Source organism: Leisingera thetidis (genome assembly GCF_025857195.1).
Taxonomy (GTDB): Bacteria; Pseudomonadota; Alphaproteobacteria; order Rhodobacterales; family Rhodobacteraceae; genus Leisingera; species Leisingera thetidis.
The window spans coordinates 2694447-2721303 of record NZ_CP109787.1; the positions used below are offsets into that span (position 1 = coordinate 2694447).

At 66.8% G+C, this 26857-nt stretch carries 24 protein-coding genes; 9 read left to right on the top strand and 15 right to left on the bottom strand.

Annotation, left to right across the window (positions count from 1 at the left end):
* Window positions 1-75 precede the first annotated feature (75 nt).
* Window positions 76-282, top strand: coding sequence for a hypothetical protein (locus tag OKQ63_RS12940; RefSeq protein ID WP_264210489.1), 207 nt, complete (start codon window positions 76-78; stop codon window positions 280-282).
* A 92-nt stretch (window positions 283-374) separates the two neighbouring features.
* Window positions 375-1409, top strand: coding sequence for a threonine aldolase family protein (locus tag OKQ63_RS12945; protein ID WP_264210490.1), 1035 nt, complete (start codon window positions 375-377; stop codon window positions 1407-1409).
* 85 nt (window positions 1410-1494) lie between these two features.
* On the opposite strand, the gene OKQ63_RS12950 is transcribed toward OKQ63_RS12945, so the two are convergent.
* Together OKQ63_RS12950 and OKQ63_RS12955 are read right to left on the bottom strand one after the other, a co-directional pair.
* Window positions 1495-2292, bottom strand: a complete 798-nt coding sequence (locus tag OKQ63_RS12950) for an alpha/beta fold hydrolase (RefSeq protein ID WP_264210491.1) — start codon at window positions 2290-2292, stop codon at window positions 1495-1497.
* Window positions 2289-2891: a 2-hydroxychromene-2-carboxylate isomerase gene (locus OKQ63_RS12955; protein ID WP_264210492.1), complete on the bottom strand. Its 603-nt coding sequence runs from the start codon at window positions 2889-2891 to the stop codon at window positions 2289-2291. The genes OKQ63_RS12950 and OKQ63_RS12955 overlap by 4 nt, the downstream gene beginning before the upstream one ends.
* A 107-nt stretch (window positions 2892-2998) precedes the next feature.
* Between OKQ63_RS12955 and OKQ63_RS12960 the strand changes: the two genes are divergently transcribed.
* On the top strand, window positions 2999-4021 hold the full coding sequence (locus OKQ63_RS12960) for a ribose-phosphate pyrophosphokinase (RefSeq protein ID WP_264210493.1): 1023 nt from the start codon (window positions 2999-3001) through the stop codon (window positions 4019-4021).
* 57 nt (window positions 4022-4078) lie between these two features.
* Here the strand turns inward: OKQ63_RS12960 and OKQ63_RS12965 are convergent, their stop codons facing one another.
* A complete protein-coding gene (locus tag OKQ63_RS12965; RefSeq protein WP_264210494.1) occupies window positions 4079-5272 on the bottom strand; it encodes an MFS transporter in 1194 nt (397 codons plus the stop codon).
* 69 nt (window positions 5273-5341) lie between these two features.
* Here OKQ63_RS12965 and OKQ63_RS12970 point away from each other — a divergent pair, with 69 nt between their 5' ends.
* Window positions 5342-5743: a helix-turn-helix domain-containing protein gene (locus OKQ63_RS12970; RefSeq protein ID WP_264210495.1), complete on the top strand. Its 402-nt coding sequence runs from the start codon at window positions 5342-5344 to the stop codon at window positions 5741-5743.
* Window positions 5744-5752: 9 nt separating this feature from the next.
* On the opposite strand, the gene OKQ63_RS12975 is transcribed toward OKQ63_RS12970, so the two are convergent.
* Window positions 5753-6103 carry an H-type lectin domain-containing protein gene (locus OKQ63_RS12975; protein ID WP_264210496.1) on the bottom strand — a complete coding sequence of 117 codons (351 nt, stop codon included), beginning with the start codon at window positions 6101-6103 and terminating at the stop codon, window positions 5753-5755.
* Between the two features lie 374 nt (window positions 6104-6477).
* Between OKQ63_RS12975 and nhaC the strand changes: the two genes are divergently transcribed.
* A complete protein-coding gene (gene nhaC / locus OKQ63_RS12980; protein WP_264213920.1) occupies window positions 6478-7908 on the top strand; it encodes a Na+/H+ antiporter NhaC in 1431 nt (476 codons plus the stop codon).
* Between the two features lie 255 nt (window positions 7909-8163).
* Here the strand turns inward: nhaC and OKQ63_RS12985 are convergent, their stop codons facing one another.
* The 8 genes from OKQ63_RS12985 to OKQ63_RS13020 form a co-directional block, all read right to left on the bottom strand.
* Window positions 8164-9381, bottom strand: a complete 1218-nt coding sequence (locus tag OKQ63_RS12985) for a PAS domain-containing protein (protein ID WP_264210497.1) — start codon at window positions 9379-9381, stop codon at window positions 8164-8166.
* Window positions 9382-9510: 129 nt separating this feature from the next.
* Entirely contained in the window at window positions 9511-11094 is a 1584-nt protein-coding gene (locus tag OKQ63_RS12990) for a class I SAM-dependent methyltransferase (protein ID WP_264210498.1), read from the bottom strand.
* A gap of 170 nt (window positions 11095-11264) precedes the next feature.
* Window positions 11265-11678 (bottom strand): F0F1 ATP synthase subunit epsilon, encoded by a 414-nt coding sequence (locus OKQ63_RS12995; protein WP_264210499.1) that lies wholly within the window; start codon window positions 11676-11678, stop codon window positions 11265-11267.
* A gap of 55 nt (window positions 11679-11733) precedes the next feature.
* A complete protein-coding gene (atpD, locus tag OKQ63_RS13000; protein ID WP_264210500.1) occupies window positions 11734-13158 on the bottom strand; it encodes a F0F1 ATP synthase subunit beta in 1425 nt (474 codons plus the stop codon).
* 21 nt (window positions 13159-13179) lie between these two features.
* Window positions 13180-14061, bottom strand: a complete 882-nt coding sequence (locus OKQ63_RS13005; protein WP_264210501.1) for a F0F1 ATP synthase subunit gamma — start codon at window positions 14059-14061, stop codon at window positions 13180-13182.
* Window positions 14062-14075: 14 nt separating this feature from the next.
* The gene (gene atpA / locus OKQ63_RS13010; RefSeq protein WP_264210502.1) at window positions 14076-15614 is read right to left on the bottom strand and encodes a F0F1 ATP synthase subunit alpha; all 1539 of its coding nucleotides are present in this window, start codon (window positions 15612-15614) and stop codon (window positions 14076-14078) included.
* Entirely contained in the window at window positions 15615-16175 is a 561-nt protein-coding gene (locus OKQ63_RS13015) for a F0F1 ATP synthase subunit delta (protein ID WP_264210503.1), read from the bottom strand.
* Window positions 16176-16560: 385 nt separating this feature from the next.
* Entirely contained in the window at window positions 16561-17307 is a 747-nt protein-coding gene (locus OKQ63_RS13020) for a class I SAM-dependent methyltransferase (RefSeq protein WP_264210504.1), read from the bottom strand.
* Window positions 17308-17362: 55 nt separating this feature from the next.
* On the opposite strand from OKQ63_RS13020, the gene gloB reads away from it, so the two are divergent.
* From gloB to OKQ63_RS13035, 3 genes are all read left to right on the top strand, one after another.
* The gene (gene gloB / locus OKQ63_RS13025) at window positions 17363-18136 is read left to right on the top strand and encodes a hydroxyacylglutathione hydrolase (protein WP_264210505.1); all 774 of its coding nucleotides are present in this window, start codon (window positions 17363-17365) and stop codon (window positions 18134-18136) included.
* A 176-nt stretch (window positions 18137-18312) separates the two neighbouring features.
* Window positions 18313-20640, top strand: coding sequence for an ATP-dependent Clp protease ATP-binding subunit ClpA (gene clpA, locus OKQ63_RS13030; protein WP_264210506.1), 2328 nt, complete (start codon window positions 18313-18315; stop codon window positions 20638-20640).
* Window positions 20640-21617 carry a M23 family metallopeptidase gene (locus tag OKQ63_RS13035; RefSeq protein WP_264210507.1) on the top strand — a complete coding sequence of 326 codons (978 nt, stop codon included), beginning with the start codon at window positions 20640-20642 and terminating at the stop codon, window positions 21615-21617. Before clpA ends, OKQ63_RS13035 begins: the two co-directional genes overlap by 1 nt.
* A gap of 246 nt (window positions 21618-21863) precedes the next feature.
* Here OKQ63_RS13035 and OKQ63_RS13040 read toward each other — a convergent pair whose 3' ends face one another.
* From OKQ63_RS13040 to OKQ63_RS13050, 3 genes are all read right to left on the bottom strand, one after another.
* Window positions 21864-23705: a peptidoglycan -binding protein gene (locus tag OKQ63_RS13040; RefSeq protein WP_264210508.1), complete on the bottom strand. Its 1842-nt coding sequence runs from the start codon at window positions 23703-23705 to the stop codon at window positions 21864-21866.
* 3 nt (window positions 23706-23708) lie between these two features.
* Window positions 23709-24899, bottom strand: coding sequence for a biopolymer transporter ExbB (locus OKQ63_RS13045; protein ID WP_264210509.1), 1191 nt, complete (start codon window positions 24897-24899; stop codon window positions 23709-23711).
* Window positions 24900-24976: 77 nt separating this feature from the next.
* Window positions 24977-25507: a gamma-glutamylcyclotransferase gene (locus OKQ63_RS13050; RefSeq protein WP_264210510.1), complete on the bottom strand. Its 531-nt coding sequence runs from the start codon at window positions 25505-25507 to the stop codon at window positions 24977-24979.
* 67 nt (window positions 25508-25574) lie between these two features.
* On the opposite strand from OKQ63_RS13050, the gene OKQ63_RS13055 reads away from it, so the two are divergent.
* On the top strand, window positions 25575-26573 hold the full coding sequence (locus tag OKQ63_RS13055) for a DUF2125 domain-containing protein (protein ID WP_264210511.1): 999 nt from the start codon (window positions 25575-25577) through the stop codon (window positions 26571-26573).
* The last annotated feature ends 284 nt before the right edge of the window (window positions 26574-26857 follow it).

Sequence of the window (26857 nt, forward strand, 5' to 3'; positions counted from 1 at the left end):
ATGAACGCGCCGGCTGCAGCGCTGCCTGCCGTGGCGCCGCTGCCGGCCGGGCGCAGAGCAAGGGGGCGGACGCTTATGCCGTTTGAGCATGGAACATATTTCACCGAAACCGACGAGCGCAGCGCCAGGGCTTTTCTTGCCGGCCAGGGGCTGACGCCGCAGCAAGCCGCCGACATCCGCGCCTGGCACCGGTCCCGGCTGAGCGCGCAACTGTCGCTGTGGTCATCACTGGCGGCAGCGGCGGGCATCGCCCTGGGGTTTGTCCTCGCGCAGCTGTTCTGACCCCGCGGCCGGCCATTCACGGCTTGGCAGCAGCCCGGGGCTGGATTAGGTCTGTCTGCGGAACGCCGCAACCCCGCAAAGGACCCAGACCGATGCATTTTGCCTCTGACAATTCCGGCCCGGTGCCGCAGCAGATCCTGGACGCGCTGGCCAGGGCCAACACCGGCTATGCCATGGGCTATGGCGCGGAGGCGGAGATGGCAGAGGTGACGGCGCGCATCCGCACCCTCTTCGAGGCGCCGGACGCCGCGGTGTACCTGGTGGCCACCGGCACCGCCGCCAATGTGCTGGCCCTGTCGGCGCTGGCGCAGCCCTGGCAGACAATCTTCTGCACCCGGCCCGCGCATATCCTGCAGGATGAATGCAACGGGCCGGAGTTCTTTACCGGCGGCGCCAAGCTGACGCCGGTCACCGAGGCCGGCAAAATGACGCCGGAGGCCCTGCGCGCCGCCATCGACGGCGAGGAGACCCGCGGCGTGCACGGGCCGCAGCGGGGGCCGGTGTCGCTGTCGCAGGTGACCGAGCTAGGCACGGTCTATTCCGCCGGCGAGCTCGGGGCGCTGTGCGGCGTGGCCCGGGACCACCGCCTGCCGGTGCATATGGACGGCGCCCGTTTCGCCAATGCGCTGGTCTCTCTGGGATGCACGCCCGCCGAGATGACCTGGAAAGCGGGGGTGGATGCGGTCTCCTTTGGCGGCACCAAGAACGGCTGCCTGGGGGTTGAGGCGGTGATCTTCTTTGATCCCGCGCACGCGCAGGCGTTCGAGTACCGGCGCAAGCGCGGCGCGCATCTGTTTTCCAAGCACCGCTATCTGTCGGCGCAGATGCTGGCCTATCTGACCGACGATCTGTGGCTGGAGAATGCGCGCGCGGCCAACGCGAAATGCGCCCTGCTGGCGGATGGGCTGCGGGCCGCGGGCGCTGACTTCGCGCACCAGCCGCAGGCCAACATGATTTTTGCCGCCCTGCCCCGCGCAACCCACCGGAAACTGTTTGCGGCCGGCGCCGTCTACCACTTGTGGGAGGGCGGGATGGCGGGGCCTGAAGACGAACCGGTCACCGCCCGGTTCGTCTGCGACTGGTCCCTCCCGGAGCAGGAGATCAGCGCCTTTCTCGCCCTGCTGTGAGGCCGGCAGGGGGCTCTGCCCCCGGCCCGGACGGGCCTCCCCCGGAGTATTTGCGGCCAGAAAGAAGCGGCAGCCGGCGCGTGCTTCAGCCGCCCGCCCAGAGCTTGCGCAGCAGCTGCGCCGTCTCCTCCGGATGGCTCACCGGCAGCATGTGGCCTGCACCGGGCACCGCGGCGGTGCGGGCATCGGGCAGGCGGCGGGCCAGGCCCGCGGCAATGCTTGCCATCACCGGCGGGCTGCCGGTGCCGGTGAGCAGCAGCGCCGGCATCGCGGCCCGCTCCAGCGCGCCGGGCGCCAGGGTGCCGTTCTCATCCAGGTAGAGCGTGCTGTAGCTCGCCGGGATCACCGGCAGCGCCCGCATCATGGCGGCGCGGGACGGCTCCGGCAGGTCCGGCCACCTGGGGTAGCCTGGCCCCCACATCCGGTTGAACAGGCGGGTGGCCAGTTCCACATCGCCGGCGGCCCAGGCCGCATCGATGGGCCGGCTCCGGGCCTCCACTGCGGCCAGCGCCGCCGGATCATCCGCCTTGGCGACGGCAAACAGCACCGGCTCGATCAATGCGAGGCTGCGCACCAGATCCGGCCGGGCCATCGCCATCCGCAGCGCCACGGTGGCGCCGAAGGAATGGCCCAGCAGATCCACCGGTTCCTGGAGCAGCGCCAGCCCGGCCTGCACGTTCAGCAGCTGGTAGTTGCCCTGCCCGTCCCAGTCCGGGCTGCGGCCGTGGCTGAGCATGTCGAAGGCGGTGAGGGTTGCCTCCTCTGCCAGCACCCCGGCCAGTCCGCGCCAGGCGCCGGAATGGGCCAGCGAGCAATGCACCGCCAGCAGCTGCCGCGGGCCCGCCCCGAAGCTGCGGGCGAAGACCCGCGGCCGCTGGCTCACGCCGCCTGCCCCGCCAGATGCGTCTCCAGATCCTCCAGCCGGTCCTGGCCCCAGAACCGTGCACCGTCCGCCATCACCCAGAACGGCGCGCCGAAGACGCCGGCCTTGACGGCATCCTCGAGGTTTTGCGCATAGCTTTCCGCGCCGGCCAGGAGGCCGCTGTCGGCCAGCGCGGGGTCGAAGCCGGCGCCATCGAGGCAGGCGCGGATCACCGCGCCGTCCGCGATGTCCCTGTCCTCGGCCCAGCAGGCGCGCAGGATCGAATGCACCAGCCTGCCGATGTCACCGCCGCCCGCCTGTTGCGCCGCGATGATGGCATAAGCGGACGGTGCGGCATTGGCCGGCCAGTGCGCGGGCTTGAGATTGATGGGCAGGCCCAGCTTGGCCGCCTGCCGTTCCAGCTCGATCAGCCGGTATTGCTGCCGTGCCGGGTGGCGCTCGCCCGGGGGGGTGCCGCCGGTGCGGGCAAACAGCGCCAGGATGTCCAGCGGCTTGCAGGTCAGCGATGCGCCGTGGCGGGCGGCGATCTGCCACGGGCGGGTGCCGGCCAGATAGGTAAATGGCGACAGGGTTGAGAAGTAGAAATCCAGGGCAGCCATCGGTTGTATCTCCCGCTTAGAACTTTGCGCGAGGGTAAGTGCATGCTAAGCGGGGTTCAATATCACGAATCTGACACATTGCCATTGCTGCCTGGGGATCACAGCCAATGCCGACCTTGAACGAACCCAAGCTGATCGCTGGGAACGCCAACCTTCCTCTTGCCCAAGCCATCAGCCGCCGGATGAGCATGCACCGCGGGGTCGACCAGGGCCTGGTGGATGCCCGCGTCGAGCGGTTCAACGACGGCGAGATCTTCGTCGAAGTCTATGAGAACGTCCGCGGCGAGGACATGTTCATCATCCAGCCGACCTCGAACCCGGCCAATGACAACCTGATGGAGCTGCTGATCATCGCCGATGCGCTGCGCCGCTCCTCGGCCCAGCGCATCACCGCGGTGATCCCCTATTTCGGCTATGCCCGCCAGGACCGCCGCACCAAGGCGCGCACGCCGATCTCCTCGAAACTGGTGGCCAACATGCTGACCGGTGCCGGCATCGAGCGGGTGCTGACGATGGATCTGCACGCAGCCCAGATCCAGGGCTTTTTCGATATCCCGGTGGACAACCTTTACGCGTCGCCGATCTTTGCGCTGGATGTGAAGAACCAGTTCAAGGACAGCATGGACGAGCTGATGGTGGTGTCTCCGGACGTGGGCGGCGTGGCCCGCGCGCGCGAGCTGGCCAAGCGGATCAACGCGCCGCTGTCGATCGTCGACAAGCGCCGCGAGAAGGCCGGCGAAGTGGCCGAGATGACCGTGATCGGCGATGTGAAAGACAAGATCTGCCTGATCATCGACGACATGTGCGACACCGCCGGCACCCTGTGCAAGGCCGCCCAGGTGCTGATGGACAACGGCGCCAAGGAGGTGCACGCCTATATCACCCACGGCGTGATGAGCGGCCCGGCGGTGGAACGCGTCAGCAATTCGGTGATGAAATCGCTGGTGCTGACCGACTCGATCCAGCCGACCGAAGCGGTGAAGGGCGCGCCGAACATCCGCATCCTGCCGACGGCGCCGCTGTTCACCCAGGCCATTCTGAACATCTGGCACGGCACTTCGGTGTCGTCGCTGTTCGAGGACAAGACCCTGGTGCCGATCTACGAGAGCCTTTATTCCAACGGCGGCTGAGGCCGCCGTAGTCCGGACAGGAGGAAAGCCCCGCCCGTGTGCGGGGCTTTTGCTTTTTCAAAGGGCGGCGCGGCGGCGGGTTGCGTGCAGGGCGGCCGTCAGCGCGATGCCCGCCATCAGCGCGAGGGCTGCCGCGGCGGCCCAGAACGTCCCGCCATAGCCCCATCGGGCAATCGCAGGCGTGCTGGCAAACGGCGACAGGAACTGGCCGCAGAACACCGAGGCGGTCAGGAGTGCGCCTGCCGTGCCGCGGCGCGCGGCCGGGGCCAGCGCCAGCACGATGGCGACAAAGCCGGGGGAAACCGTGGCGTAACCGATGCCGATGGCCATGGTGCCGGCCAGCGCCGTGGCCGGGCTGCCCTGCTGCGCCAGCACCGCAAAGCCGAGCGCCAGCGCGCCATAGCCCGCGGCAAAGATCACGGCGTGCGGCAGCGCGCGCTTGAGGCGGCCGTAGAACAGCGCGGCAAGGCCGCCGCAGAGCATCAGCAGCCCCAGCCCCGCCCCGGTCATCAGCGCACTGTTGAGACCCTGGGCGGCAAAGAAGAACGGCAGCTGGGTCGGCATCATGAAGAACAGGCCGTTGGTCAGCATCTGCAGGAGCGACACCGCAACCGCCAGCGGCAGCCAGGCCGGGTGCCCTGCCCCCGCGCCCGGGGTGCCGGGGCCGCGGCTGGGTTCCGGTTCCGGCGCGTGCCGCCAGACCGCCCAGAGGCAGACCACCGCCAGCCCGTAGATCAGGAACGGCAGCCGCGGCGACAGGGTGGCGGCGAGGCCGGCCAGGGTGATGAAGACCAGGCCGCCGAAGTTGCGCGCCGAGATCTGCAGGCCGGTGAGCGCCTGCCGCCGCGCGCCGGTGAAACAGTCGCCGATCAGCGCGGTCTGCGCGGTCATGATCAGCGCCACCGCCACGCCCAGGCCGAAACGGCTGGCCAGCATCAGCTGCAGATCCGGCAGGTAATACCCCGCCGTGCCGCACAGCATGAACAGCCAGATCCCCCCCAGCAGCACGCCGCGCCGCCCGGCCCGGTCGGCGAGCCAGCCCGCCAGCGGCGCCGTCAGCATCACCCCCAGCGAAGGCGCGGTGACCAGCAGCCGCACCAGAAAGCCGGCATCGGGCGTGCGGCTGAACTCCTGCTCCAGCCCGGCCAGCGCCGGGCTGATGGTGGCATTGGCCATCACCGTGAGGCTGGCGGCCATCAGCAGCGCCATCGCCACGGGCTCTTGCCAGAGGCGTGTATTTTCCGTGTTCATCCGTAAATTCCCTTGTTCAGACTGATCGGGACTGGCAGCCTGCCAATTGAAGCGAACTTGAGGTCAAGGATGAAAACACTGGACATTGGAGAAGTGGCGGAACGCTCTGGCGCCGCGCCGTCGGCCTTGCGGTATTATGAGGAGATCGGGCTGATCGCCTCGATCGGGCGCAAGGGCTTGCGGCGGCAGTACGGGCCGGAAACCCTGCTGCAGCTGTCGCTGATCGCGCTGGGAAAGGCCGCCGGGTTTTCGCTGCGGGAGATTGCCGGCATGTTCGGCAAGGACGGCCGGCCCGATCTGCCGCGCGATCAGCTGCAGGCCCGCGCCGATGCGCTGGAGGTGCAGATCCGTGAGCTGTCTGCCCTGCGCGATGCGCTGCGCCACGTGGCGGACTGCCCGGCGCCCAGCCATCTGGAGTGTCCCAAGTTTCAAAAGCTGCTGCGGGCCGGAACCCTCACGGCCAAGCTTTAAGGCCCCGTCTCAGTCCACGTCCCAGTCATCGGCATGGGGCAGCTCGCCGATGGCCAGCCAGCCCGCGCGCAGGCGGGCGGCGCGGCTGTCGGCCCAGGTGCGGAAGACGATGTCGAACCCTTCGCAGGTGATGTTTTCCGCCACCAGTTCCGCCCGGATCGCGGCGGAGGTGTCCATGTCCCACAGCGACACCGACACATGGACGGCGGGCGGCCGGGCAAACGTATCGGCAAACATCACCGCACGGCGCCGCACGCGCGGGCCGGAGCCTGTCCACATCTCGCCGCCATCCTGGAAATCCGAGAAGACTTCGATATCCCCCTGATCGACCCCTGTGCGGGGGTTGCGCAGTCGTTTCATTCCGGTTCCCAAGCGGTTGGTCTGCAGTGAGATTAAGCCATCCGTCAGGATTATCCAGAAAGCTGAAGCGAAGACTGTATTATTGTTGCCTTTCGGCAAGGCGGCAGCCGTCTGGCGCGCCGCGGTTTCCGGATGTCCCGGCCGCGCATCAGAGCAGCACAAGCGGGGAGAAATCCCCCAAGCCCGGACATTTCCCGAATCGGGGAGAAATTCTCCGATTGTCGCAAAAGCCGCCCATTCCGGCGCGGCTGCAACGGGTCCCTGAGGCCGATTTCTGCTGTGGTTCCGCATCCGCCTTGCACAGGCGATCTGACCCAAGGGAGGAGATACCCGTGTCGCAAAATGATCCGAATATTGTGAAACCCGGCCTCGGAATGGCCATCCTGCCCATCGTGCTGACGCTGGGTGTGCTGGGCGTGCAGCTGTTCTACTTCGGCGATTTCACCCCGCATATCCCGCTGGCCATCGGCATTGCCATCACCGCGCTGGTGGGTCTGAAGCTGGGCCACAAGTGGGACAACATCGAAGAGGGCGTGTTCCACGTCATCACCATCTCGCTGCCGTCGGTGTCGATCCTGATCACCGTCGGCATGATCGTCGGCATCTGGATTGCCAGCGGCACCGTGCCGACGCTGATCTATTACGGGCTGAAGATCCTGTCGCCGGAGCTGTTCCTGGCCGCGGGCATGGTGCTGTGCTCGATCGTGTCGGTGTCGCTGGGCACCTCCTGGGGCACCGTCGGCACCGTCGGGCTGGCGCTGATGGGCATTGGCGCAGGCTTTGGCATTCCGATGTACTGGACCGCCGGCGCGGTGGTTTCGGGCGCCTTCTTCGGCGACAAGATCTCGCCCCTGTCGGACACCACCAACCTGGCGCCTGCGGTGACCGGCACCAACCTGTTCGACCACATCCGCAACATGCTGCCGACCACGGTTCCGTCGATGCTGATTGCGCTGGCGGTCTACCTCGTGGTCGGCTTCACCCTGATCGACACCTCGCAGGTGTCGTTTGAGCGGATCGACGCCATCACCGCGGCGCTGGACGCTGCCTTCTGGATCTCGCCGCTGATGCTGCTGCCTGCGGTGCTGGTGATCATCCTGGCGGTGAAGAAGCAGCCGCCGATCCCGTCGCTGTTCGCGGGTGCCGTGGTCGGCGGCATCATGGCGATGGTCTGCCAGGGAGCCGGCCTGCATGAGACCTTCACATTTGCCAACAGCGGCTATGCCATCGACACCGGCGTGGCGGAGATCGACCCGCTGCTGAACCGCGGCGGCATCCAGTCGATGATGTGGACCATCTCGCTGGTGCTGCTGGCGCTGGGGTTCGGCGGCGCGCTGGAGCGGACCGGGTGTCTGCAGGCGATCATCGGGGTGATCATTTCCCGCGTCAAAAGCTTTGCCGGCATCCAGACCTCGGCGATCCTGACCTCGGTGGCGACCAACACCGTGGCGGGCGATCCGTATCTCTCCATTGCGCTGCCGGGGCGGATGTATGCGCCGGTTTACCGCGGCATGAAATATTCGCCGCTGAACCTGTCGCGCGCCATCGAGGAAGGCGGCACGCTGGTGTCGCCGCTGATCCCCTGGAACGCCGGCGGCGCCTTTGTGATCTCGGCGCTGGCGCTGGGGATTTCCGACGGCAACTTCGAGAACCTGCTGTATATCCCGCTGGCCTTTGCCTGCTGGCTGTCGCCGCTGATCGGCATCTTCTATGCGATGACCGGCCTGTTCTCGCCCAAGGCAAGCGGCGAAGAGATCGCAGCCTGGGAAGACCGCGGCGAGCCGGTGGCCGAGCTGACCGCCTGAACCGGTCGCGCGCCGGGGGGCCTCTCCGGCGCGCGTTCTGATGCAGGCGCCCTGTCGGCCAGGTTGGCGGCAGGCATCGCGGCGGCTTTGTTCAGAAAAGCGCGGCGGGTGTCCGGGCTGATGACCTGCGGCCGCGGCAGGGACCTGGCGGCGGCCGTGCCGCGGCCTCCATTTCCGCTCCCGCAACCGCGAGGCGCTGCAGACGCCGGCCTGCAGTTCAGGCCGGCGGGACCCGGCGTGGTGTTGGAGCGCGGTCTATTTCTCTTCGGAGGCAAGCGCCGTGCTGAGATCGGTGATCTTTTCCAGCCGCGTGGAAATCCGGTCCTGGAACTGGCCCAGCTCGTCGATGATCGAATTCAGCGATTCCCCGACATTGCCGAGCCGGGCGCATTCGATCTTGCACAGCACCCGGGTGGTGGTGAGCGCCATGAAATGGCGGTGCAGGGTCAGGCAGGCCTTCTGAATGCGGTCTGCCTCGAAGCGGACATCCTGCAGGCTGGCCCTGGCCTTGCCGGACTGGTCTTCGGCGAGCTGCGCCAGAATGGCCTGTTCGGTGCCGATATCAATCGCCGCATTGGCGCCCTCCTGGTCGAGCTGATGGCCGCATTCGGTGAGGATGCGGGCCAGCCCCTCGACAAAGATGGCGGCCGTGACGGTGCCCCGGATGGCGCGGAAGTTGCTGTTCCGGCCCCAGACATGGGCCTCGAACCAGCTCGACATCTCGCGCGACATGGCGCTGTAGTTCTGCGACAGGACGGTGACCGGCCCGCCGGCCGGTTCGATCCGCGAGGCGATGACCCGCAGATTGTGCGGGATGGTGCGCATCGATTCGAATTCCTGCACCAGCGCTTCGGTCTCCTGCACCAGATCGCCGGCCGTGGAATGCATCGCCCGGCGTTCCGCCAGACGGGTGTCCGGGGCGCGTTTCAGGCCGGCGTCACGGGCCAGCAGCTCTTCCGCCAGGGCGTGGCCCGCAAAGTCCTGATAGGTGGCAAAGCCAAGCTCCCGCAGGCGGGCCAGCAGCCGCGCGGCGCTGTCCTCGGGGCTGAGCCCCTCGGTCTGCTCGGCCTTGTGCAGAACCGCGTATTCCTGCGCCGCCGTCTTGAACAAGGGGCTGGTCGGCTTGATCCGCGCCGACAGGTAGCCGCCCTCGCAGGGGGTGACGACGGCATAGACCCAGTAGTAGCTGCCGTCGCTGGCGCGGTTCTTGACATAGGCGCCGACGGTGCCGCCCTCCGTGATGGTGTCCCAGAACAGCTGGAACACGCCGCGCGGCATGTCCGGGTGGCGGATCACCTTGTGCGGCGCGCCCAGCAGGTCCGCCAGCGGGTATTTGGCAACCCGGCTGAACACCGCGTTGCCGGCCTGGATCACGCCGCGGGAATCGGTGCGGGAAAAGAACACCTCATCCAGGGCAAAATGGGCTTCCCTGCTCCTGGAAGCGGCGGTCAGCGTGCGGTCTTCAAAGGACACGTTTCAGATCCTGTCAGTGGTTGCCTCATCCAGTTTCCGGTTTAGCCGGCAGTGCTTTTCAAATTGCTAATGCACTGCCGCACACGCCGCTTTTCCGCCCGCAGCCGGGCACAGCCGGACGCCGCCGGCTCAGGCGGCGGCCTGCTTCTCCCCGGCCCCGCAGCCTGCCTCCAGCGTCACCCCCAGACTGTCGCAGAGCGGCAGCCGCCGGGCGGCGAAATTGCCGGCCCGGGCGCGCAAAAGGGCGAGGTTCTCCGCCTCGGTTTCCAGCACCCGGCCCTCATGCTGCAGGCGCTGGCCCTGCGGCGCCAGGATGCGCCAGGCCAAGTCCGCCCAGTCCGCCGGCGTCTCATGCCCTTCGTTGCGGGCCAGCAGGAACAACTGCTCGAACCGGTCCAGCTCCACCCCGCCGCCGGTGACCGGCGAGGCGAGAAAGCGCAACGTGCCGCTCTCCTCGGCGCGTTTGCAGACTGCGAGGTTGAAGGCGCGGCAGGCGGCTGCGCGCTGGTCCAGCCCCTCCTGCGGCAGGCAGGGCGTGATGCAGCCGGTCCCGGCCAATACCCGCAGCAGCCGGGTGATGCTGCCCCATTCCATGGCGCCGAACACCCCCTGGTCCAGCAGGCTGCGCACCGTGGCCGGCCCCTTGGCCAGGGCCTGCAGCACCGGCGCATACTGCTGCTGCTCCATCGGCACGCCGCGGCCGCGGTGGTGGAACTTCAGCGGGCCGCCGCTGTAGGGGCGGGCCAGCGCGAACGGTGTCGCGAACCAGGCGCCGATGCCGCCGCGCGGGGTATGCGCCAGCTTGCCCTTCACAAAGATATCGGTGCGGAAGTGCTCGTTCAGCAGCACATCCCGCAGCCCTTCGCGGCGGTCGGGGTCGCTTTCACTGTCCAGCAGCGCCTGCTGCTCCGGCGTGAAACGGGCACAGTCGAGATTGTCCAGCGGATGCACCGAGCCAAGGAAGCCCAGCTTGGCCTGCGCCAGGCTGTCCGACAGCTCCTCGAAGTAGAACGGTTTCCAGTCGTGGTTGAAATACTCATGCGCCAGATAGTTTTCCGGCATCGCCCCCATGTGCTTCAGCCGCCGCCCGGCGGCCGGGTTGCTGCCGAAATAGCCCGCCCCCGCCTGCTCCAGCTGCCGCGCAAAGGCCACCGCATCGTCGATCCGCCCGGTCAGCGGCCCGCTGCCCTGCGCCGCCCGGCCGGCCAGAATGCGGCGCAGCGGCATGGCCGCGGCCCAGCCCGGCAGCGCGTTGTAGCTGACATAGACCAGCCCGCCCGGCTTCAGCCGCCGGGCAATGAAACGGGTGATGCAGTCCCGGTTCGCCGCGGACACCCAGCTGAAAACGCCATGCAGCGCGATGATGTCGAAGGCTCCGGGCAGCTGCGGCGTGTCTTCGAAATCCGCAAAGGAGCGCTCGTGGAAATGCATGTTCTCCAGCCCGGCCTCCTGCGCCAGCTCGGCGGCGCCGGCGATATGCGAGGGGCTGAAATCCATCGCGTGGAATTCGGCATGCGGGTTGGCCGCCGCCAGAAGATTGGCCGAGAACCCCTGACCGCACCCCAGCTCGCAATAGGTGACATTCCCGCCGTCAAGCCGGTGCCGGTGGCCCTGGCTCATCGCGCCGAAGCCCAGCAGGGCCGGCGTCAGCTGGCTGTGGAAGTCATGGGTGTAGTCGATGCCGGCGACGTAGCCGGAGGTCCAGTCGGTCATTGATAATCCTGCGGTTTGGGTATTTGTCATGCAGGACTTTTTTCCGCAATTTTATGAGAATTGCGTTAACTCCGGAGCCCGCGGCAGGAGACTCCGCCGCCACCGGCAGGCACAAAAAAACCGGCCCCCAGACGGGAGCCGGTTTTCCGGTTGTTCAATCCGCATCCGGATCAGAGGGACATATGGGTGCCCAGGGCTTCCATGTCGGCGAGCAGCTTGGCTGCGTCCTCGACCAGGCCGTGCGGCCGGTCTTCCTCTTTTGCGGTCTTATACATCACGCGGGCTTCCTCGATCAGCGCGTCCATCTGACCGCGGTCCATTTCCGCCATCGGGATCGCACGCTCGGCCAGAACCGACAGGCTGCTGCCGCTGATTTCCGCAAAGCCGCCGGTGACCACATACTCCGAGTTGCCTTCCGGGCTTTCGACCTTCAGCACGCCGGGGCGCAGGGTGGTGATGGTGGGCGCATGGGCGGGCATTGCCGTCATGTCGCCTTCCGCACCGGGGATCTGGACCGCGCTGGCCTGCAGCGAAGCAAGGCTCCGCTCGGGGCTGACGAGGTCGAATTGCATCGTTTGTGCCATTGGGGCCTCCTTTCAGGGTTCCCCCGCGCGGGCTGCGCGCAGGGGAGTTCCAGTCTTAGGCGGCTTCCGCAGCCATCTTCTCGGCTTTGGCGATCACTTCGTCGATGCCGCCAACCATGTAGAAGGCGCCTTCGGGCAGGTGGTCGTATTCGCCGGCCACAACCGCCTTGAACGACGAGATGGTGTCTTCCAGCGGAACCTGCACACCGTCGGAGCCGGTGAAGACCTTCGCCACGTCGAACGGCTGCGACAGGAAACGCTGGATCTTACGGGCACGGGCCACGGTCAGCTTGTCCTCTTCCGACAGTTCGTCCATGCCGAGGATGGCGATGATGTCCTGCAGCGACTTGTAGCGCTGGAGGATCTGCTGAACGTCGGACGCCACCTTGTAGTGCTCTTCGCCAACGATCTGCGGGTCCATCAGGCGCGACGAGGAGTCGAGCGGGTCAACCGCCGGGTAGATGCCCAGCTCGGAGATCGCGCGGTTGAGAACGGTGGTCGCGTCGAGGTGGGCAAAGGTGGTTGCCGGGGCCGGGTCGGTGAGGTCGTCCGCGGGCACGTAGACGGCCTGGATCGAGGTGATCGAGCCGTTCTTGGTGGAGGTGATGCGTTCCTGCATCGCGCCCATGTCGGTGGCCAGGGTCGGCTGGTAGCCCACCGCCGAAGGAATACGGCCGAGCAGCGCCGACACTTCCGAACCCGCCTGGGTGAAGCGGAAGATGTTGTCGACGAAGAACAGAACGTCGGTGCCGGACTGGTCGCGGAACTGCTCGGCCAGGGTCAGGCCGGTCAGCGCAACGCGGGCACGGGCTCCCGGAGGCTCGTTCATCTGGCCGTAGACCAGCGCCACCTGGGATTCTTCCAGGTTGTCCGGCTTGATCACGTTGGATTCGATCATTTCCCAGTACAGGTCGTTGCCTTCCCGGGTCCGCTCGCCGACACCGGCGAACACCGAGTAGCCGGAGTGCACCTTGGCGATGTTGTTGATCAGTTCCATGATCAGAACGGTCTTGCCGACGCCGGCGCCGCCGAACAGGCCGATCTTGCCGCCCTTGGAGTAAGGCGCCAGCAGGTCGATCACCTTGATGCCGGTCACCAGAACTTCCGACTCGGTCGACTGTTCGCTGAACTCGGGCGCGGGCTGGTGGATGGAGCGGGTCTCGGTGGCGTTGACCGGGCCCTTTTCGTCGACCGGCTCGCCGACGACGTTCAGGATGCGGCCCAGGGTGGCGTTGCCGACCGGGATCGAGATCGGCGCGCCGGTGTCTTCCACCGCCTGGCCGCGGACCAGGCCCTCGGTCGCGTCCATCGCGATGCAGCGGACGGTGTTTTCGCCGAGGTGCTGGGACACTTCCAGAACCAGCGTCTTGCCGGCGTTTTCAGTGTTCAGCGCGTTCAGAATTGCGGGCAGGTGGTCGTCAAACTGGACGTCCACAACGGCGCCGATGATCTGGGTCACCTTGCCTTTTGCTTGTGCCATTTGTTGGTCTCCGGTTGTCTCTTAGAGCGCCTCAGCGCCCGAAATGATTTCAATCAGCTCGTTGGTGATCACGGCCTGGCGCGACCGGTTGAACTGGATGGTCAGCTTGTCGATCATATCGCCCGCGTTGCGGGTCGCGTTGTCCATCGCGCTCATCCGGGCCCCCTGTTCGGAGGCACCGTTTTCCAGCAGCGCCGAGAAGATCTGGGTCGCCACGCCGCGCGGCAGCAGGTCCGCCAGGATCCGCTCTTCGCCGGGCTCGTAGTCATAGACCGCAGAGGCGCCATCGGCGCCGTCTTCGCCGCCCTCGTAGGAGGCCGGGATGATCTGCTGGGCGGTCGGAATCTGGGTCACGACGTTGACGAACTCCGCAAAGAAGATCGTGGCAACATCGAACTCGCCCGCATCGAACCGCGTCAGGATGTCCTTGGCGACGCCCTGCGCATCGGCATAGCCGACGCGCTTGACGTCGCTGAGGTCCACATGGCCGACGAAATCACTGCCGAGGTCGCGTTTCAGGGCGTCGCGGCCCTTTTTGCCGACGGTCAGGATCCTGACCGTCTTGCCCGCGGCCTTCAGCTCGGCCGCCTTCTGGCGGGCGAGCTTGGCAATGTTCGAGTTGAAGCCGCCGCACAGACCGCGCTCGGCGGTCATCACGACGAGCAGATGGGTCTGGTCGCTGCCGGTGCCGCGAAGCAGCTTGGGCGCCGACTCGCTGCCGCCGACCGAAGCCGCCAGCCCCGCCATCACGGCGTTGAACCGCTTGGTGTAGGGACGGGAGTCCTCGGCAGCTTCCTGGGCGCGGCGAAGTTTCGCCGCGGCCACCATCTGCATGGCTTTGGTGATCTTGCGGGTCGATTTGACCGACTCGATCCTGGTTTTAAGGTCCTTAAGACTCGGCATTGCCTCGTCCCCCCTTAAGCGAAGCTAGCGGCGAACTCGTCGAGCGCGGCCCTGACCTTATCTGCCAGTTCGTCCTTCACCTTACGGTCGTTGTTGGTGATGTCCGCCAGCAGGTCGGCATGTTTACCGCGCAGGTGGTTCAGCAGGCCTTCCTCGTAGCGGCCGACGTCCTTGACATCGACCTTGTCGAGATAGCCGTTGGTGCCGGCGAAGATGACGCAGACGATTTCGGCGTTGGTCAGCGGCGAGTACTGCGGCTGCTTCATCAGCTCGGTCAGACGGGCGCCGCGGGCCAGCAGCTGCTGGGTGGCGGCGTCGAGGTCGGAGCCGAACTGGGCAAAGGCCGCCATTTCGCGGTACTGGGCCAGCGACAGTTTCACCGGGCCGGCCACCGAGGACATCGCCTTGGTCTGGGCCGAGGAGCCGACGCGCGACACCGACAGACCAGTGTTCACGGCGGGGCGGATGCCCTGGTAGAACAGTTCGGTTTCCAGGAAGATCTGGCCGTCGGTGATCGAGATCACGTTGGTCGGAATGAACGCCGACACGTCGCCGCCCTGGGTTTCGATGATCGGCAGCGCGGTCAGCGAGCCGGCACCGAAGTCTTCGTTCAGCTTGGCCGAACGCTCCAGCAGGCGGGAGTGCAGGTAGAACACGTCGCCCGGATAGGCTTCGCGTCCCGGCGGGCGGCGCAGCAGCAGCGACATCTGGCGGTAGGCGACGGCCTGCTTGGACAGGTCATCATAGATGATCAGCGCGTGGCGGCCGTTGTCGCGGAAGAATTCCGCCATTGCGGTTGCGGCATAGGGCGCCAGGAACTGCAGCGGCGCCGGGTCGGAGGCGGTTGCCGCCACCACGATGGAGTAGGCCATCGCGCCGGTTTCTTCCAGCTTCTTCACCAGCTGGGCCACGGTGGAGCGCTTCTGGCCGACCGCGACATAGACGCAGTACAGTTTCTTGCTCTCATCGTCGCCGGCGGCGTCGTTGTAGGACTTCTGGTTCAGGATCGCGTCCAGAGCCACGGCGGTCTTGCCGGTCTGGCGGTCGCCGATGATCAGCTCGCGCTGGCCGCGGCCGATCGGGATCATCGCGTCAACCGACTTGAGGCCGGTCGCCATCGGCTCGTGCACCGATTTGCGCGGGATGATGCCCGGTGCCTTCACATCCGCAACGCCGCGGGTGACGTCTTCGATCGGGCCCTTGCCGTCCAGCGGGTTGCCGAGGCCGTCCACGACGCGGCCCAGCAGGCCGTTGCCGACCGGAACGTCCACGATCGAGTTGGTGCGCTTGACGGTGTCGCCTTCCTTGATGTCGCGGTCGGAGCCGAAGATCACGATGCCGACGTTGTCGCTTTCCAGGTTCAGCGCCATGCCCATGATGCCGCCCGGGAATTCGACCATCTCGCCGGCCTGGACATTGTCGAGGCCGTAAACGCGGGCAATACCGTCACCGACGGACAGCACGCGGCCGATTTCAGCCACTTCTGCTTCTTGACCAAAATTCTTGATCTGGTCTTTCAGGATCGCAGAAATCTCTGCTGCTTGGATACCCATTTATCCGACCTCTTTCATTGCATTCTGTAGGGAGTTGAGCTTGGAGCGGATCGAGCTGTCGATCATCTTCGAGCCCACTTTTACGACAAGTCCGCCGATGATCGAGGCATCGACGGAAGCATTGATGGTAACTTTCTTGCCCACGCGCTCGGCCAGGGTCTTGGCCAGCTTTTCGCTTTGGGTCTTGGTCAGCGCCTTGGCCGACACCACGTCAGCCGTGACTTCGCCGCGGGCGTCAGCCAGGCGGGCGCGCAGCGCGTCGATCAGCGCGGGCACCACGAACAGGCGGCGTTTGTCGGCCATCAGGGCAAGGGTATTGCGCAGGACGGGATCCAGCCCCATCTTGTCAGCCACCGCGGTGATCGCGGCGCCCTGCTCGTCGCGCGACACCAGCGGCGAGCGGATCAGGCTGTTGAGGTCGTCGCTGTCAGCCAGCGCGGCTGCCAGGTCGTTGATGCTGGTTTCAAGGCTGTCGAGCGCCTTGTTTTCTTCAGCGATGTCAAACACCGCCGTGGCATAGCGCGCAGCAATGCCCGCAGAAATCGAAGCTGGTTCGGACACGTCCACCCTTCCGATATGTTATTGGCCCCGGTTGGCACACCTGGCCACAGGCGGCGTCCGGGGGCGTGAGTCATCCCCCAATGGCAGCGGGGCGTTGAAATCAGCGTGGGTCTAGCAGAGCGGATGCGACCTATCAACTGCCTATAACGGTAACGGAAGAAAGCATGTTTTCCGTGTTTTCAATGACTTGCAGCAAGTGCGTCCCTTTGACAACAGTCCAAAGATAAAAAAGTGCCGCCGAACTGCAGGATTTGGCGATTCCGGAAACCGGCATTTGCGCCGGAAAACGTCACATATCGGCCCGCAGCCGCCGCGTCCGGGCCTCCGGGCGCCCTCCGGCCACGGTCCGGGCAGTTTCAGGGATTCTAAATCGGACACCGCCGGATCAGGCCGGTTCCGGCAGCGGATTCGACAACCCTTCCAGCACCCGGATGCGGCTTGGGGTCTTGGTGCGGACCATGTGGCCGCTCTGCGGGTAGGTCTGCTTGCTGACCTCGACCATGAACACGCCGCCCGCCAGCATGGCCGGCAGCTTGCGGCCCATCTTTTCCAGCATGGCGCCGGATTTCAGCCAGAACCGCTTGTGGCTGGGCAGACGGTAAAGCGCGGCGGTGTGCTGCTCGATGGCGAACTGATGCTCGCGCAGCTGGCCTTCGAGCTGGCGCAGGGTGTAGGGGCGGCCAAAGCCGAACGGGGTCAGATCCGAGCGCGCCCAGAAGCCCGCCCGGTTCGGCACAATGAAAATCGCCCTGCCCCCCGGCCCCAGCACCCGCCAGCATTCCTCCAGCAGTTTGCTGGGGCGCTCCGAGGTCTCCAGACCGTGCAGCAGCACCAGGCGGTCGATCCGGCCGGTGTCGACCGGCCAGAGGGTCTCTTCGCACAGCACCGAGACATTGGGCTGGCCTGCCGGCCATTGCATGACGCCCTGCGGACCCGGCATCAGCGCCATCACCCGGCGCGCCTCCGGCAGGTAGGGGCGCAGCAGCGGCGCGGCAAAGCCGAAGCCCGCCACCGTCAGCCCCTCCGCCTCCGGCCACAGCTCCAAGAGCCGCCCGCGGATCGACGCCTGCGCCGCCCGGCCCAGCGTGCTGCGGTAGTAGAAGTTCCTCAGATCCTGGACATCAAGATGCATTGCGGGCGCCTGCTGCTTCGGCCAATCTGGGCGCAGTTTAGCAATGTAAAGGCGAATGGCCATGCCTCTTGAAATCATCACCCTGCCCTGCCGGTCGGACAACTATGCCTTTTTGATCCACAATCCCGCCTCGGGCGGGACCGCGCTGGTCGATGCGCCCGAAGCCGGCGCCATCCGGGCGGCGCTGGCGGAACGCGGCTGGGGGCTGGACTGGATCCTGCTGACCCATCACCACGGGGACCATGTCGAGGGCGTTGCGGAGCTGCAGGCGGAGTATGGCGCCAAGGTGATCGGGGCGCAGGCCGACGCGCACCGGCTGCCGCCGCTGGACATGGCGGTCGGCGATGGCGGCAGCTTTGCGTTGCTGGGCGAAACAGTGCATGTGATGGATGTTTCCGGCCACACCGTGGGGCATGTCGCCTATCACATTCCCGGCGCAGAGGCGGTGTTCACCGCCGACAGCCTGATGGCGCTGGGGTGCGGGCGGCTGTTCGAGGGCACGCCGCAGCAGATGTGGGCCAGCCTGTCGCGTCTTGCCGCGCTGCCGCCGCAAACTATGGTTTACTCAGGGCATGAATACACCCAGGCTAACGGTGCCTTTGCGGTCACCGCGGACCCCGGCAACCCGGCGTTGCAGAGGCGGATAAGCGATATCGCAAGGGCCCGCGGCAACGGTCTGCCGACGGTGCCGTCGCCCTTGCAGCTGGAACTTGACACCAATCCGTTCCTGCGCGCCGGCGATTCCGCCGTAAAGGCGCATTTGGGCATGGAAGATGCTGAAGACGCAGAGGTTTTTGCCGAAATCCGCAGGCGCAAGGACAATTTCTGAGCAAATCAAGGGCATCCGGGCGCAACAGGGAGAAAATAATTGTGACCCCAAAATGAAGAAAAGCCCTTGAAGCCGGCGCGCTATCAACCAAACTCTAACCATATAAGCACATGGTTGAACTGAGGGGTTGGTTAATACCGCCCCGCCGGCCAACCCAAGATCAGAGGAGCACGCCCGTGCCTTCATTCTCGAGCACCCTGGAACAGGCCATTCACGCAGCGCTGGCGCTGGCGAATGAACGCCGTCATGAATTCGCAACCCTGGAACATCTGCTTCTGGCCCTGATCGACGAGCCCGACGCGGCCCGCGTGATGCGCGCCTGCAGTGTCGACCTGACCGAATTGCGCTCCTCCCTGGTGGAATTCGTGGATGAGGACCTGTCCAATCTGGTCACCGACATCGACGGCTCCGAGGCGGTGCCGACCGCCGCCTTCCAGCGGGTCATCCAGCGCGCCGCGATCCATGTGCAAAGCTCCGGCCGGACCGAAGTGACGGGGGCCAATGTGCTGGTCGCCATCTTCGCCGAACGGGAAAGCGACGCCGCCTACTTCCTGCAGGACCAGGAAATGACCCGGTATGACGCGGTCAACTTCATCGCCCACGGCGTCGCCAAGGACCCGGCCTACGGGGAATCCCGTCCGGTCTCCGGCGCCACCGAGCAGGAAGAGGACAGCATCACCGCGGCGCCGGAAAGCGGCGACAAGAAGGAGTCGGCGCTGGCGAAATACTGCGTCGATCTGAACGCGAAATCCCGCGATGGCGACATCGATCCGCTGATCGGCCGCGACCATGAGGTCGAGCGCTGCATCCAGGTGCTGTGCCGCCGCCGCAAGAACAACCCGCTGCTGGTGGGCGACCCCGGCGTCGGCAAGACCGCCATCGCCGAAGGCCTGGCGCGCCGCATCGTCTCGGGCGAGACGCCGGAAATCCTGTCGGAAACCACCATCTACTCGCTCGACATGGGCGCGCTGCTGGCCGGCACCCGCTACCGCGGCGACTTCGAGGAGCGGCTGAAGGCGGTTGTGAATGAACTCGAGGACCACCCCGACGCGGTGCTGTTCATCGACGAGATCCACACGGTGATCGGTGCCGGTGCCACCTCCGGCGGCGCCATGGATGCCTCCAACCTGCTGAAGCCCGCGCTGCAGGGCGGCAAGCTGCGCTGCATGGGCTCCACCACCTACAAGGAGTTCCGCCAGCATTTCGAGAAGGACCGCGCGCTGTCCCGCCGGTTCCAGAAGATCGACGTGAACGAGCCGTCGGTGGAGGATTCCATCGAGATCCTGAAGGGCCTGAAACCCTATTTCGAGGAGCATCACGGCATCAAGTTCACCGGCGATGCGATCAAGACCGCGGTGGAGCTGTCGGCGCGTTACATCAACGACCGCAAGCTGCCCGACAAGGCCATCGACGTGATTGACGAGGCCGGCGCCGCGCAGCATCTGATCATCGAGAGCAAGCGCCGCAAGACCATCGGCGTCAAGGAGATCGAGGCGGTGGTGGCCAAGATCGCCCGCATCCCGCCGAAAAACGTCTCCAAGGACGATGCCGAGGTGCTGAAGGATCTGGAGAAGTCGCTGAAACGCGTGGTCTTCGGCCAGGACGATGCCATCACCGCCCTGTCCAGCGCCATCAAGCTGGCCCGCGCCGGCCTGCGCGAACCGGAAAAGCCGATCGGCAACTACCTGTTTGCAGGCCCCACTGGCGTCGGCAAGACCGAGGTGGCCAAACAGCTGGCCGACCAGCTGGGCGTCGAGCTTTTGCGGTTCGACATGTCGGAATACATGGAGAAACACGCGGTCTCCCGCCTGATCGGCGCGCCGCCGGGCTATGTCGGCTTTGACCAGGGCGGTCTGCTGACGGACGGCGTCGACCAGCACCCGCACTGCGTGCTGCTGCTGGACGAGATCGAGAAGGCGCACCCGGATGTCTACAACATCCTGTTGCAGGTGATGGACAACGGCCAACTCACTGACCACAACGGCCGCACGGTCAATTTCCGCAACGTGATCCTGATCATGACCTCCAACGCCGGTGCGTCGGACATGGCCAAGGCCGCGATCGGTTTCGGCCGCGACCGCCGCGAGGGCGAGGACACCGCCGCCATCGAGCGCACCTTCACGCCGGAGTTCCGCAACCGTCTGGACGCGGTGATCTCCTTTGCGCCGCTCGGCAAGGAGGTGATCCTGCAGGTGGTCGAGAAGTTCGTCCTGCAGCTGGAGGCGCAGCTGATGGACCGCAACGTGTCGATCGAACTGACCCGCAAGGCGGCCGAATGGCTGGCCGACAAGGGCTATGACGACCGCATGGGCGCGCGTCCTCTGGGCCGGGTGATCCAGGAGCACATCAAGAAGCCGCTGGCCGAGGAGCTGTTGTTCGGCAAGCTGACCAAAGGCGGCCTCGTCAAGGTCGGCATCAAGGACGGCAAGCTGGACCTGCGCCTGGAAGGCCCCGGCAAGCCGCGGATCTCCGGCGACAAGCCGCCGCTGCTGACCGCGGACTGATGCGCGCCGCAGCTCTGCTGACTGCCATATCGCTCGCCGCGCCCGCCGCGGCGGGCGATTTTCTTTTGCAGTTCCCGCTGGACTGCACCCTGGGCGAGGACTGCCACATCCAGCAGTACACCGACCACGATCCGGGCCCGGGTGCTGCCGATTTCACCTGCGGCAGCCTCAGCTATGAGGGCCACAAGGGCACCGATATCGCCCTTCCCTACCTGTCCGGCATGCAGGCTGGCGTTACGGTGCGCGCCGCCGCGGACGGTGTTGTGCTGGGAACCCGCGACAGCATGGCGGATGAATATGCCACCGATGGAAATGCCGCCCGTATCGCAGGCAAGGAATGCGGCAACGGCGTGGTGCTGCGCCACGGCGGCGGCTGGGAGACACAATACTGCCACATGAAACAGGGCTCGATCCGGGTGGAAAGCGGCATGAAGGTCAAGGCCGGCGATCCCCTGGGCCAGGTCGGCCTGTCCGGCAACACCCAGTTCCCGCACCTGCATTTGTCGGTGCGCAAGGATGGGGAAGTGGCCGATCCCTTTGCCCCCGATGCGCGCGGCAGCTGCGGTCCGGACACCGGCAGGACACTCTGGGCGGAGCCGCCGCCTTACCAGCCGGGCGGTGTCCTGGGCGCCGGCTTCAGCACTGCGGTGCCGGACTACGGCGCCATCAAGAACGGCACCGCGGATGAGGCGCCGCTGGCTGCGGATGCGCCTGCCTTTGTGTTCTGGGCCTATGCCTTTGGCGGCCGGGCGGGGGATTCGCTTGAACTGACGGTTGCCGGGCCGGAGGGCGAACTGGTCTCTCAGCGCGAGACCCTGACGAAAAACCAGGCACAGTTCTTCCGTGCCGCCGGGCGCCGCCTGCGGGGCGGGCACTGGCCTGCCGGCACCTATACCGGCAGGGCCAGGCTTCTGCGCAACGGCGATGAGGTCGACAGTTTCATCCGCAGCATGGAGGTTCCGCGGCCGCGGGGCTGAGCCTGTCAGCGGCACAGCACCCGCAGCCGCGGGGACGCTGCCGCCAAATGCCTGCCGTTTTCTGCTCCGGATTTGATAACTGCCGAATTTGCAATAGATTTAAGGGGGCCCTACTGCCCGGTGGGGCAGCAACCCGTGTGTAACTAGTAGCTTGTCTCCTTTAGTGAAGCGGGTTGCACCCCGCCGCCGGCGGGGCTGACGGCGCGGGTGCGGCAGCAAGCGGCGGGAAACGGTCCCTTGCGCTCCTCACTTTTCGGTGAATTTCAGCTCGATCCGCCGGTTCTGAGCCCGGGCTTCGGGTGTATCCGCCGGGTTCACCGGCTGATACTCGCCAAATCCGTTCGCTGCCAGCCGCGACGGCGGCACCCCCAGCGCCTCGACCATGTAGCGCACCACCGACAGCGCCCGGCCCTGGCTGAGCTCCCAGTTGTCGGAGAACTTCGGGTGGACCCCCAGCGGCGTGTCGTCGGTATGGCCATCGACCCGGATGATCCAGTTGATCTCCGGCGGGATCGCCGCCGCCACGCTCTGCAGGATCGACGCCACCTTGGCGATCTCCACCCGGCCTTCCTGCGACAGCGTGGCGCTGCCCGGCGCAAACAGCACCTCGGAGGCAAAGACAAAGCGGTCGCCCTGGATGCGCACGCCCTCCTGGGTGCCCAGAAGATCCCGCAGCCGGCCGAAGAACTCCGACCGGTAGCGCTCCAGATCCTGCGCCTTGCTGGACAGGGCTGCCGTCTCGGCCTCCAGCCGTTTGCGCTCCTGCTCCTCCAGCAGGCGGCGCTTGCGCTCTTCCGAGGCGGCCCGGGCCAGTGCCGCGTTCAGATCCTGGCCGAGGTTCTGCAGCTGCACCTGCTGCGCCGCATCGCGGGACTGGTAGTCGTCCAGGATGGCCTGCAGCCCGCCCAGCTGCGCGCGCAGCGCCGCCACCTGCTGGTTGAGCAGCGCGGTTTCGCGGCGGGCTTCCTCGGAGACCGCCTGTTCCCTGGACAGGGCGGCGCGCGCCTGGGCCAGCAGCGCCGCGCGCTCCTCCGCCAGGCTCAGCTGCTCGGAGGCGCCGGCCTCGGCCGTTTCCTGTGCTGCCACCGCCGCCAGCAGGCGCCGGCGCAGAACCTCCAGCTCGTCCGCCTGGGTGTCCGCCGCGGCCAGCGCGGCCTTAGCTTGGGCCAGTTCCGCCGCCAGCCGCCCCGCTTCGGCGTCGGATCCGGCGCGGGCGGCCTCAAGTTCGGACAATTGCGCGTCCAGCTGCTTCTTCGCCGCCTCGGCTGCCGCCAGCAGGGTCAGCGTATCCTCTGCCTGGCGGCGCCGTTCCTCCAGCGCCAGGGTCATCGCGGTGAGTTCCGCATCCGCATTCTGCAGTTTTTCGCGCAGCGCCTCGGCGGCGGCAGCTTCAATGAGGCGGGCGGTTTCCTCGGCGCTCAGCTGTTCCTGCAGTTCGGAAATCCGGCCCTCCTGCCGGGCGCCTTCCGTCTCCAGGCTGGCAATCAGCGCCTCCATCGCCTCGCGCTCCGCCGCGGCCCGGCGCGCCGTCTCGGCCTGGGCATCGATCTCGCCCCGTGCCCGGGCCAGTGCGAGGTTCAGCGCCTCCTGCTCGCTCAGCAGCGTTTCGCGGGCGGCCTGCAGGCTGTCGCGCTCGGCGCTCAGCTCCGCCGCCTGCTCCCGCGCCGCATCCCGGCTGGCGGCCAGCGCCGCCACCTGGGCCTCGAAACTGGTGATGCGGCTGGCGGCCTCGGCCAGCGCATCCGCCTGCCGGTCGCGTTCGGCGGTGAGGGACGAGACCAGGCTGCGGGTCTGCGCCAGATCCTCCTCGGCGGTGTTCAGGGTCGAGGCCAGCGCCCCCATCCGGGCCTGCAGCCGCCGGTTTTCGCGTTCTTCCAGCCCCAGCGCCGCGGCCAGCGCACTCACCTCCGCCGACAGATCGTCCAGCTGGCTTTCCTGGCCGGTGATGGTCTCGCGCAGCACGAATTGCACCACCATGAAAATGGTCAGCACAAACATCAGCACCAGCAGAAGCCCGGTCATCGCATCGACGAAGCCAGGCCAGATCGAGGCCTGGAACCGCTGCCCTGTGCGCCGGGAAAGGGCCATCGCCTATTCCCCCGCGTCGCGGCCCGGCAGGCCGCCGCGCGACAATCCGCGCGGGCGGACAAAGGCCTTGATCATCAGGTCGATGTCCTTGCGCAGCTCGGCCAGGCTTTCCTGGCGGCCGGCCGATATTTCCTCGAGGATGCGCAGCATCTGCACGTCGATCGAGCGCAGCCGCATCCGGCTTTCGGCGTCGATGCCGCCGTGTTCGCCCTGGGCGCGCAGGATCTCGGTCAGCGCCTCCTGCCCCACCGCCACCCGGTCGAGCGCCGCGGTGATGGTGCCGGTGTGCTCCTGGCGGCGGTTCATCTCCTGGATGGTCTCGACCAGATCGCCCAGCTTGCGGTCCACCGCCGCGCGGCCTTCGGAGGTTTCGGCAAACATTGCCTGCAGCGCGTCCATCTGCTCGGCCATTGTGTCGAGCACCTGCGAGACCACGCCGCTGTCGCCGGCGCCGTCCTCGCCGGAGGAGAAGCTGACGCGGGTGATCGACGACAGCCATTCCTCCAGCTCGCGGTAGAAGCGGTTCTGGCCGTGGCCGGCAAACAGCTCCAGCAGGCCGACGATCAAGGAACCGGCCAGGCCCAGGAGGGATGAGGCAAAGGCCACGCCCATGCCGCCCAGCTGCGCCTCCAGCCCCGTCATCAGGCGGTTGAAGACCGACAGGCCCTCTTCGCCTTCCTGCGGCGCAAGGCTGCGGATGGTGTCGACCACGGCAGGAACTGTGGTGGCCAGGCCATAGAAGGTGCCCAGAAGGCCGAGGAAAATCAGCAGGTTGACGATGTAGCGGGTGATCTCGCGGTCTTCGTCGATGCGGCTGGCGACCGAATCCAGGATGGAGCGGGTGGAGGATGACCCCAGCTGCATGCGGGCACTGCGCGTGGCCAGCAGCGACGCCAGCGGCGCCAGCATCGACGGCGGCCTGCGGTGGTCCTGGCTGTCGCCGGCGGCAAAGCGTTCGATCCAGCGCACCGAGCCGATGAGCTGCACCACCTGCCAGAAACAGGCCAGCACGCCGATCACGAAGACAAACACGATGAACCCGTTGAGCCAGGGATTGGCTTCGAACACCGGCAGCACCCGCGGCAGCGCCACAAAGGCGCCGAACCCCGACAGCCCCAATGCGATCAGCATCATGATGATCTGCCGCACCGGCTGGGAGAATTGCGGCCGGATCTTGCGGTCTGGCTGCGCCATATTCATTGGCTCCTGACACGTTGACTGCTCGTCTTGCGTCCGCAGCCTATAAGCAAAGTGCCTGCAGCGCCAAGGCTTTATGCGGTGATTTCCCGCACGCGGCCGGCCAGCCAGTCCAGATCCCGGTCATGCAGGCCGATCTCTGCCAGATGCGCGGCGGTATTATAGAGGTATTCTGTATTGGGGCCGCGCCCGCCGGCCGCATGGGCGATCATCTGCGCCTGTTCCTCGAGGCTGAGGCCGCCGCAGTACTGCACATGGTGCGGGTCGATCACATAGGTGACGGCGGTGGCCAGGCGGCCGTCCGCCAGTTCCACCTCCAGGTCGCGCTCCACATAGGCCGAGGAGATCAGCTCGCGCTCGCGCAGCTCCGCCAGGGTCTGTTCCTCGTGGCCTGCCTCGACCGACAGCGCCAGCCCCTTGCAATGGGCGCCCTCGGCCGCATCCAGCGCCAGCACCAGGCCGGGGCGGTCCTCGGTGCCGCGGTGGTGGATCGAGGTCATGCAGAAGGAGCGCGCATAGCCGTGCAGCACCGCCACCTCGCGCCGCGCCACCGGAAAGCCCGGGTTCCAAAGAAGTGATCCGTATCCGAATACCCGCATGGTCATGTTGTCTGGCCCTTTCTGCTCCCCCTCTATAAACAGCAATCCTGGACCTGGCAAAAGAGGCTATCCGATGCGCCTGGCAAAACTGCTGATTGCTGCTGTGGCGGTGTGGAGCCTGTATTGGGCGGCGGCGGCCTGGGGGCTGCGCAGCGGCATCGCAGCCTGGTTTGCAGAACAGGAGCGGCGGGGCTGGCAGGCCGAGTTTTCCGCTCTTGAGACCAGCGGCTACCCCACCCGCCATAGAACCCGGATCCGCCGCCCGGCGCTGGCGGATCCGGGCACCGGCACCGCTTGGCGTGCGGATTGGCTGGATCTGGCAAGCCCTGCGGCCTGGCCCGGAAACCTGGACCTGCATTTTCCGGCCTCCCCGCAGCGGCTGTCCTATTTCGACCGGACCGCGGTGATCACGGCGCAAGGTTTGCAGGCCGGGCTGAACCTGGCGCCGGGTGCGGCGCTGGAGCTTAAGGAAATGGCGCTGGTCTCCGGGCCCTGGCAGATCGCGCGCACCGGCGAGACGGTGCTGAGCGGTGCCGCGCTGGACCTGAACATGGTGCAAGCCGGCAGTCCCGGAAGCTACCGGATCACCGCCGAGGCAAAGGATTTCGCACCGCGCGCGGCCTGGCGGCGCCTGCTGGCGGCCAGCTCTGCCCTGCCGGAGCGTTTCGATGCGCTGGCGCTGGAGATGACAGTGGGTTTTGACAAGCCCTGGGACCGGTCGGCGCTGGAGCAGCAGCGGCCGCAGCCGCGCCGGATCGGCCTGAAACTGGCAGAGGCCCGCTGGGGGGATCTGCGGCTCAAGGCGGCCGGCGCGCTGACCGTGGATGAGCACGGCATGCCGGAGGGCGAGATCGCCCTGCAGGCGGAGAACTGGCGCGGGCTGGTGCTGATGGCCGAACGCACCGGCGCCCTGCCGCCCTCCCTGCGCGGCACCGTCGAGCGGGTGCTGGGCCTGCTGGCGGAGGCCGGCGGCAACCCGCATGATCTCGACCTCGTCCTGGGGTTCGCGGACGGCCATGTCACGCTCGGCCCGCTGCCGCTGGGCCGCGCGCCGCGTCTGATCATCCGCTGACGGCGGCACCGCCTGCCAAGGGCCGCAGAGGCGGTGCGGGGCGCCGTGCCCCCTTTGCAGGCGAAACCAGAATACGATTGCGGCAAACGCGTCCGGGGACAGCTGCCCCTTGGAGGCCTCCCGGCAGCCGCCTTTGCGCGCGGAGCGCGCCCGGCCCAAGGCTGTCATGTGCCCTTGGGCACGTTCAGGCGCGGGAGCCCGCCCGTCGGTGCGGCCGCGCGCAAGCAGCCTCGCCCCGTTGGGAAGACCGGGAATATGCGAGGCTCTGCCTCGCGCTCCGGGAT

Bases quoted from the DNA above. Each gene is read 5' to 3' on its own strand.
- OKQ63_RS13050 (WP_264210510.1), bottom strand. From the start codon at position 25,507: ATGACCATGCGGGTATTCGGATACGGATCACTTCTTTGGAACCCGGGC.
- OKQ63_RS13040 (WP_264210508.1), bottom strand. From the start codon at position 23,705: ATGGCCCTTTCCCGGCGCACAGGGCAGCGGTTCCAGGCCTCGATCTGG.
- nhaC (WP_264213920.1), top strand. From the start codon at position 6,478: ATGGCCATCCTGCCCATCGTGCTGACGCTGGGTGTGCTGGGCGTGCAG.
- OKQ63_RS13055 (WP_264210511.1), top strand. From the start codon at position 25,575: ATGCGCCTGGCAAAACTGCTGATTGCTGCTGTGGCGGTGTGGAGCCTG.
- OKQ63_RS13005 (WP_264210501.1), bottom strand. From the start codon at position 14,061: ATGCCGAGTCTTAAGGACCTTAAAACCAGGATCGAGTCGGTCAAATCG.
- OKQ63_RS12970 (WP_264210495.1), top strand. From the start codon at position 5,342: ATGAAAACACTGGACATTGGAGAAGTGGCGGAACGCTCTGGCGCCGCG.
- atpD (WP_264210500.1), bottom strand. From the start codon at position 13,158: ATGGCACAAGCAAAAGGCAAGGTGACCCAGATCATCGGCGCCGTTGTG.
- OKQ63_RS12995 (WP_264210499.1), bottom strand. From the start codon at position 11,678: ATGGCACAAACGATGCAATTCGACCTCGTCAGCCCCGAGCGGAGCCTT.
- OKQ63_RS12940 (WP_264210489.1), top strand. From the start codon at position 76: ATGCCGTTTGAGCATGGAACATATTTCACCGAAACCGACGAGCGCAGC.
- atpA (WP_264210502.1), bottom strand. From the start codon at position 15,614: ATGGGTATCCAAGCAGCAGAGATTTCTGCGATCCTGAAAGACCAGATC.
- OKQ63_RS12945 (WP_264210490.1), top strand. From the start codon at position 375: ATGCATTTTGCCTCTGACAATTCCGGCCCGGTGCCGCAGCAGATCCTG.
- OKQ63_RS13020 (WP_264210504.1), bottom strand. From the start codon at position 17,307: ATGCATCTTGATGTCCAGGATCTGAGGAACTTCTACTACCGCAGCACG.
- OKQ63_RS12965 (WP_264210494.1), bottom strand. From the start codon at position 5,272: ATGAACACGGAAAATACACGCCTCTGGCAAGAGCCCGTGGCGATGGCG.
- gloB (WP_264210505.1), top strand. From the start codon at position 17,363: ATGGCCATGCCTCTTGAAATCATCACCCTGCCCTGCCGGTCGGACAAC.
- OKQ63_RS13045 (WP_264210509.1), bottom strand. From the start codon at position 24,899: ATGGCGCAGCCAGACCGCAAGATCCGGCCGCAATTCTCCCAGCCGGTG.
- OKQ63_RS12955 (WP_264210492.1), bottom strand. From the start codon at position 2,891: ATGGCTGCCCTGGATTTCTACTTCTCAACCCTGTCGCCATTTACCTAT.
- OKQ63_RS12975 (WP_264210496.1), bottom strand. From the start codon at position 6,103: ATGAAACGACTGCGCAACCCCCGCACAGGGGTCGATCAGGGGGATATC.
- OKQ63_RS12960 (WP_264210493.1), top strand. From the start codon at position 2,999: ATGCCGACCTTGAACGAACCCAAGCTGATCGCTGGGAACGCCAACCTT.
- OKQ63_RS13035 (WP_264210507.1), top strand. From the start codon at position 20,640: ATGCGCGCCGCAGCTCTGCTGACTGCCATATCGCTCGCCGCGCCCGCC.
- OKQ63_RS12990 (WP_264210498.1), bottom strand. From the start codon at position 11,094: ATGACCGACTGGACCTCCGGCTACGTCGCCGGCATCGACTACACCCAT.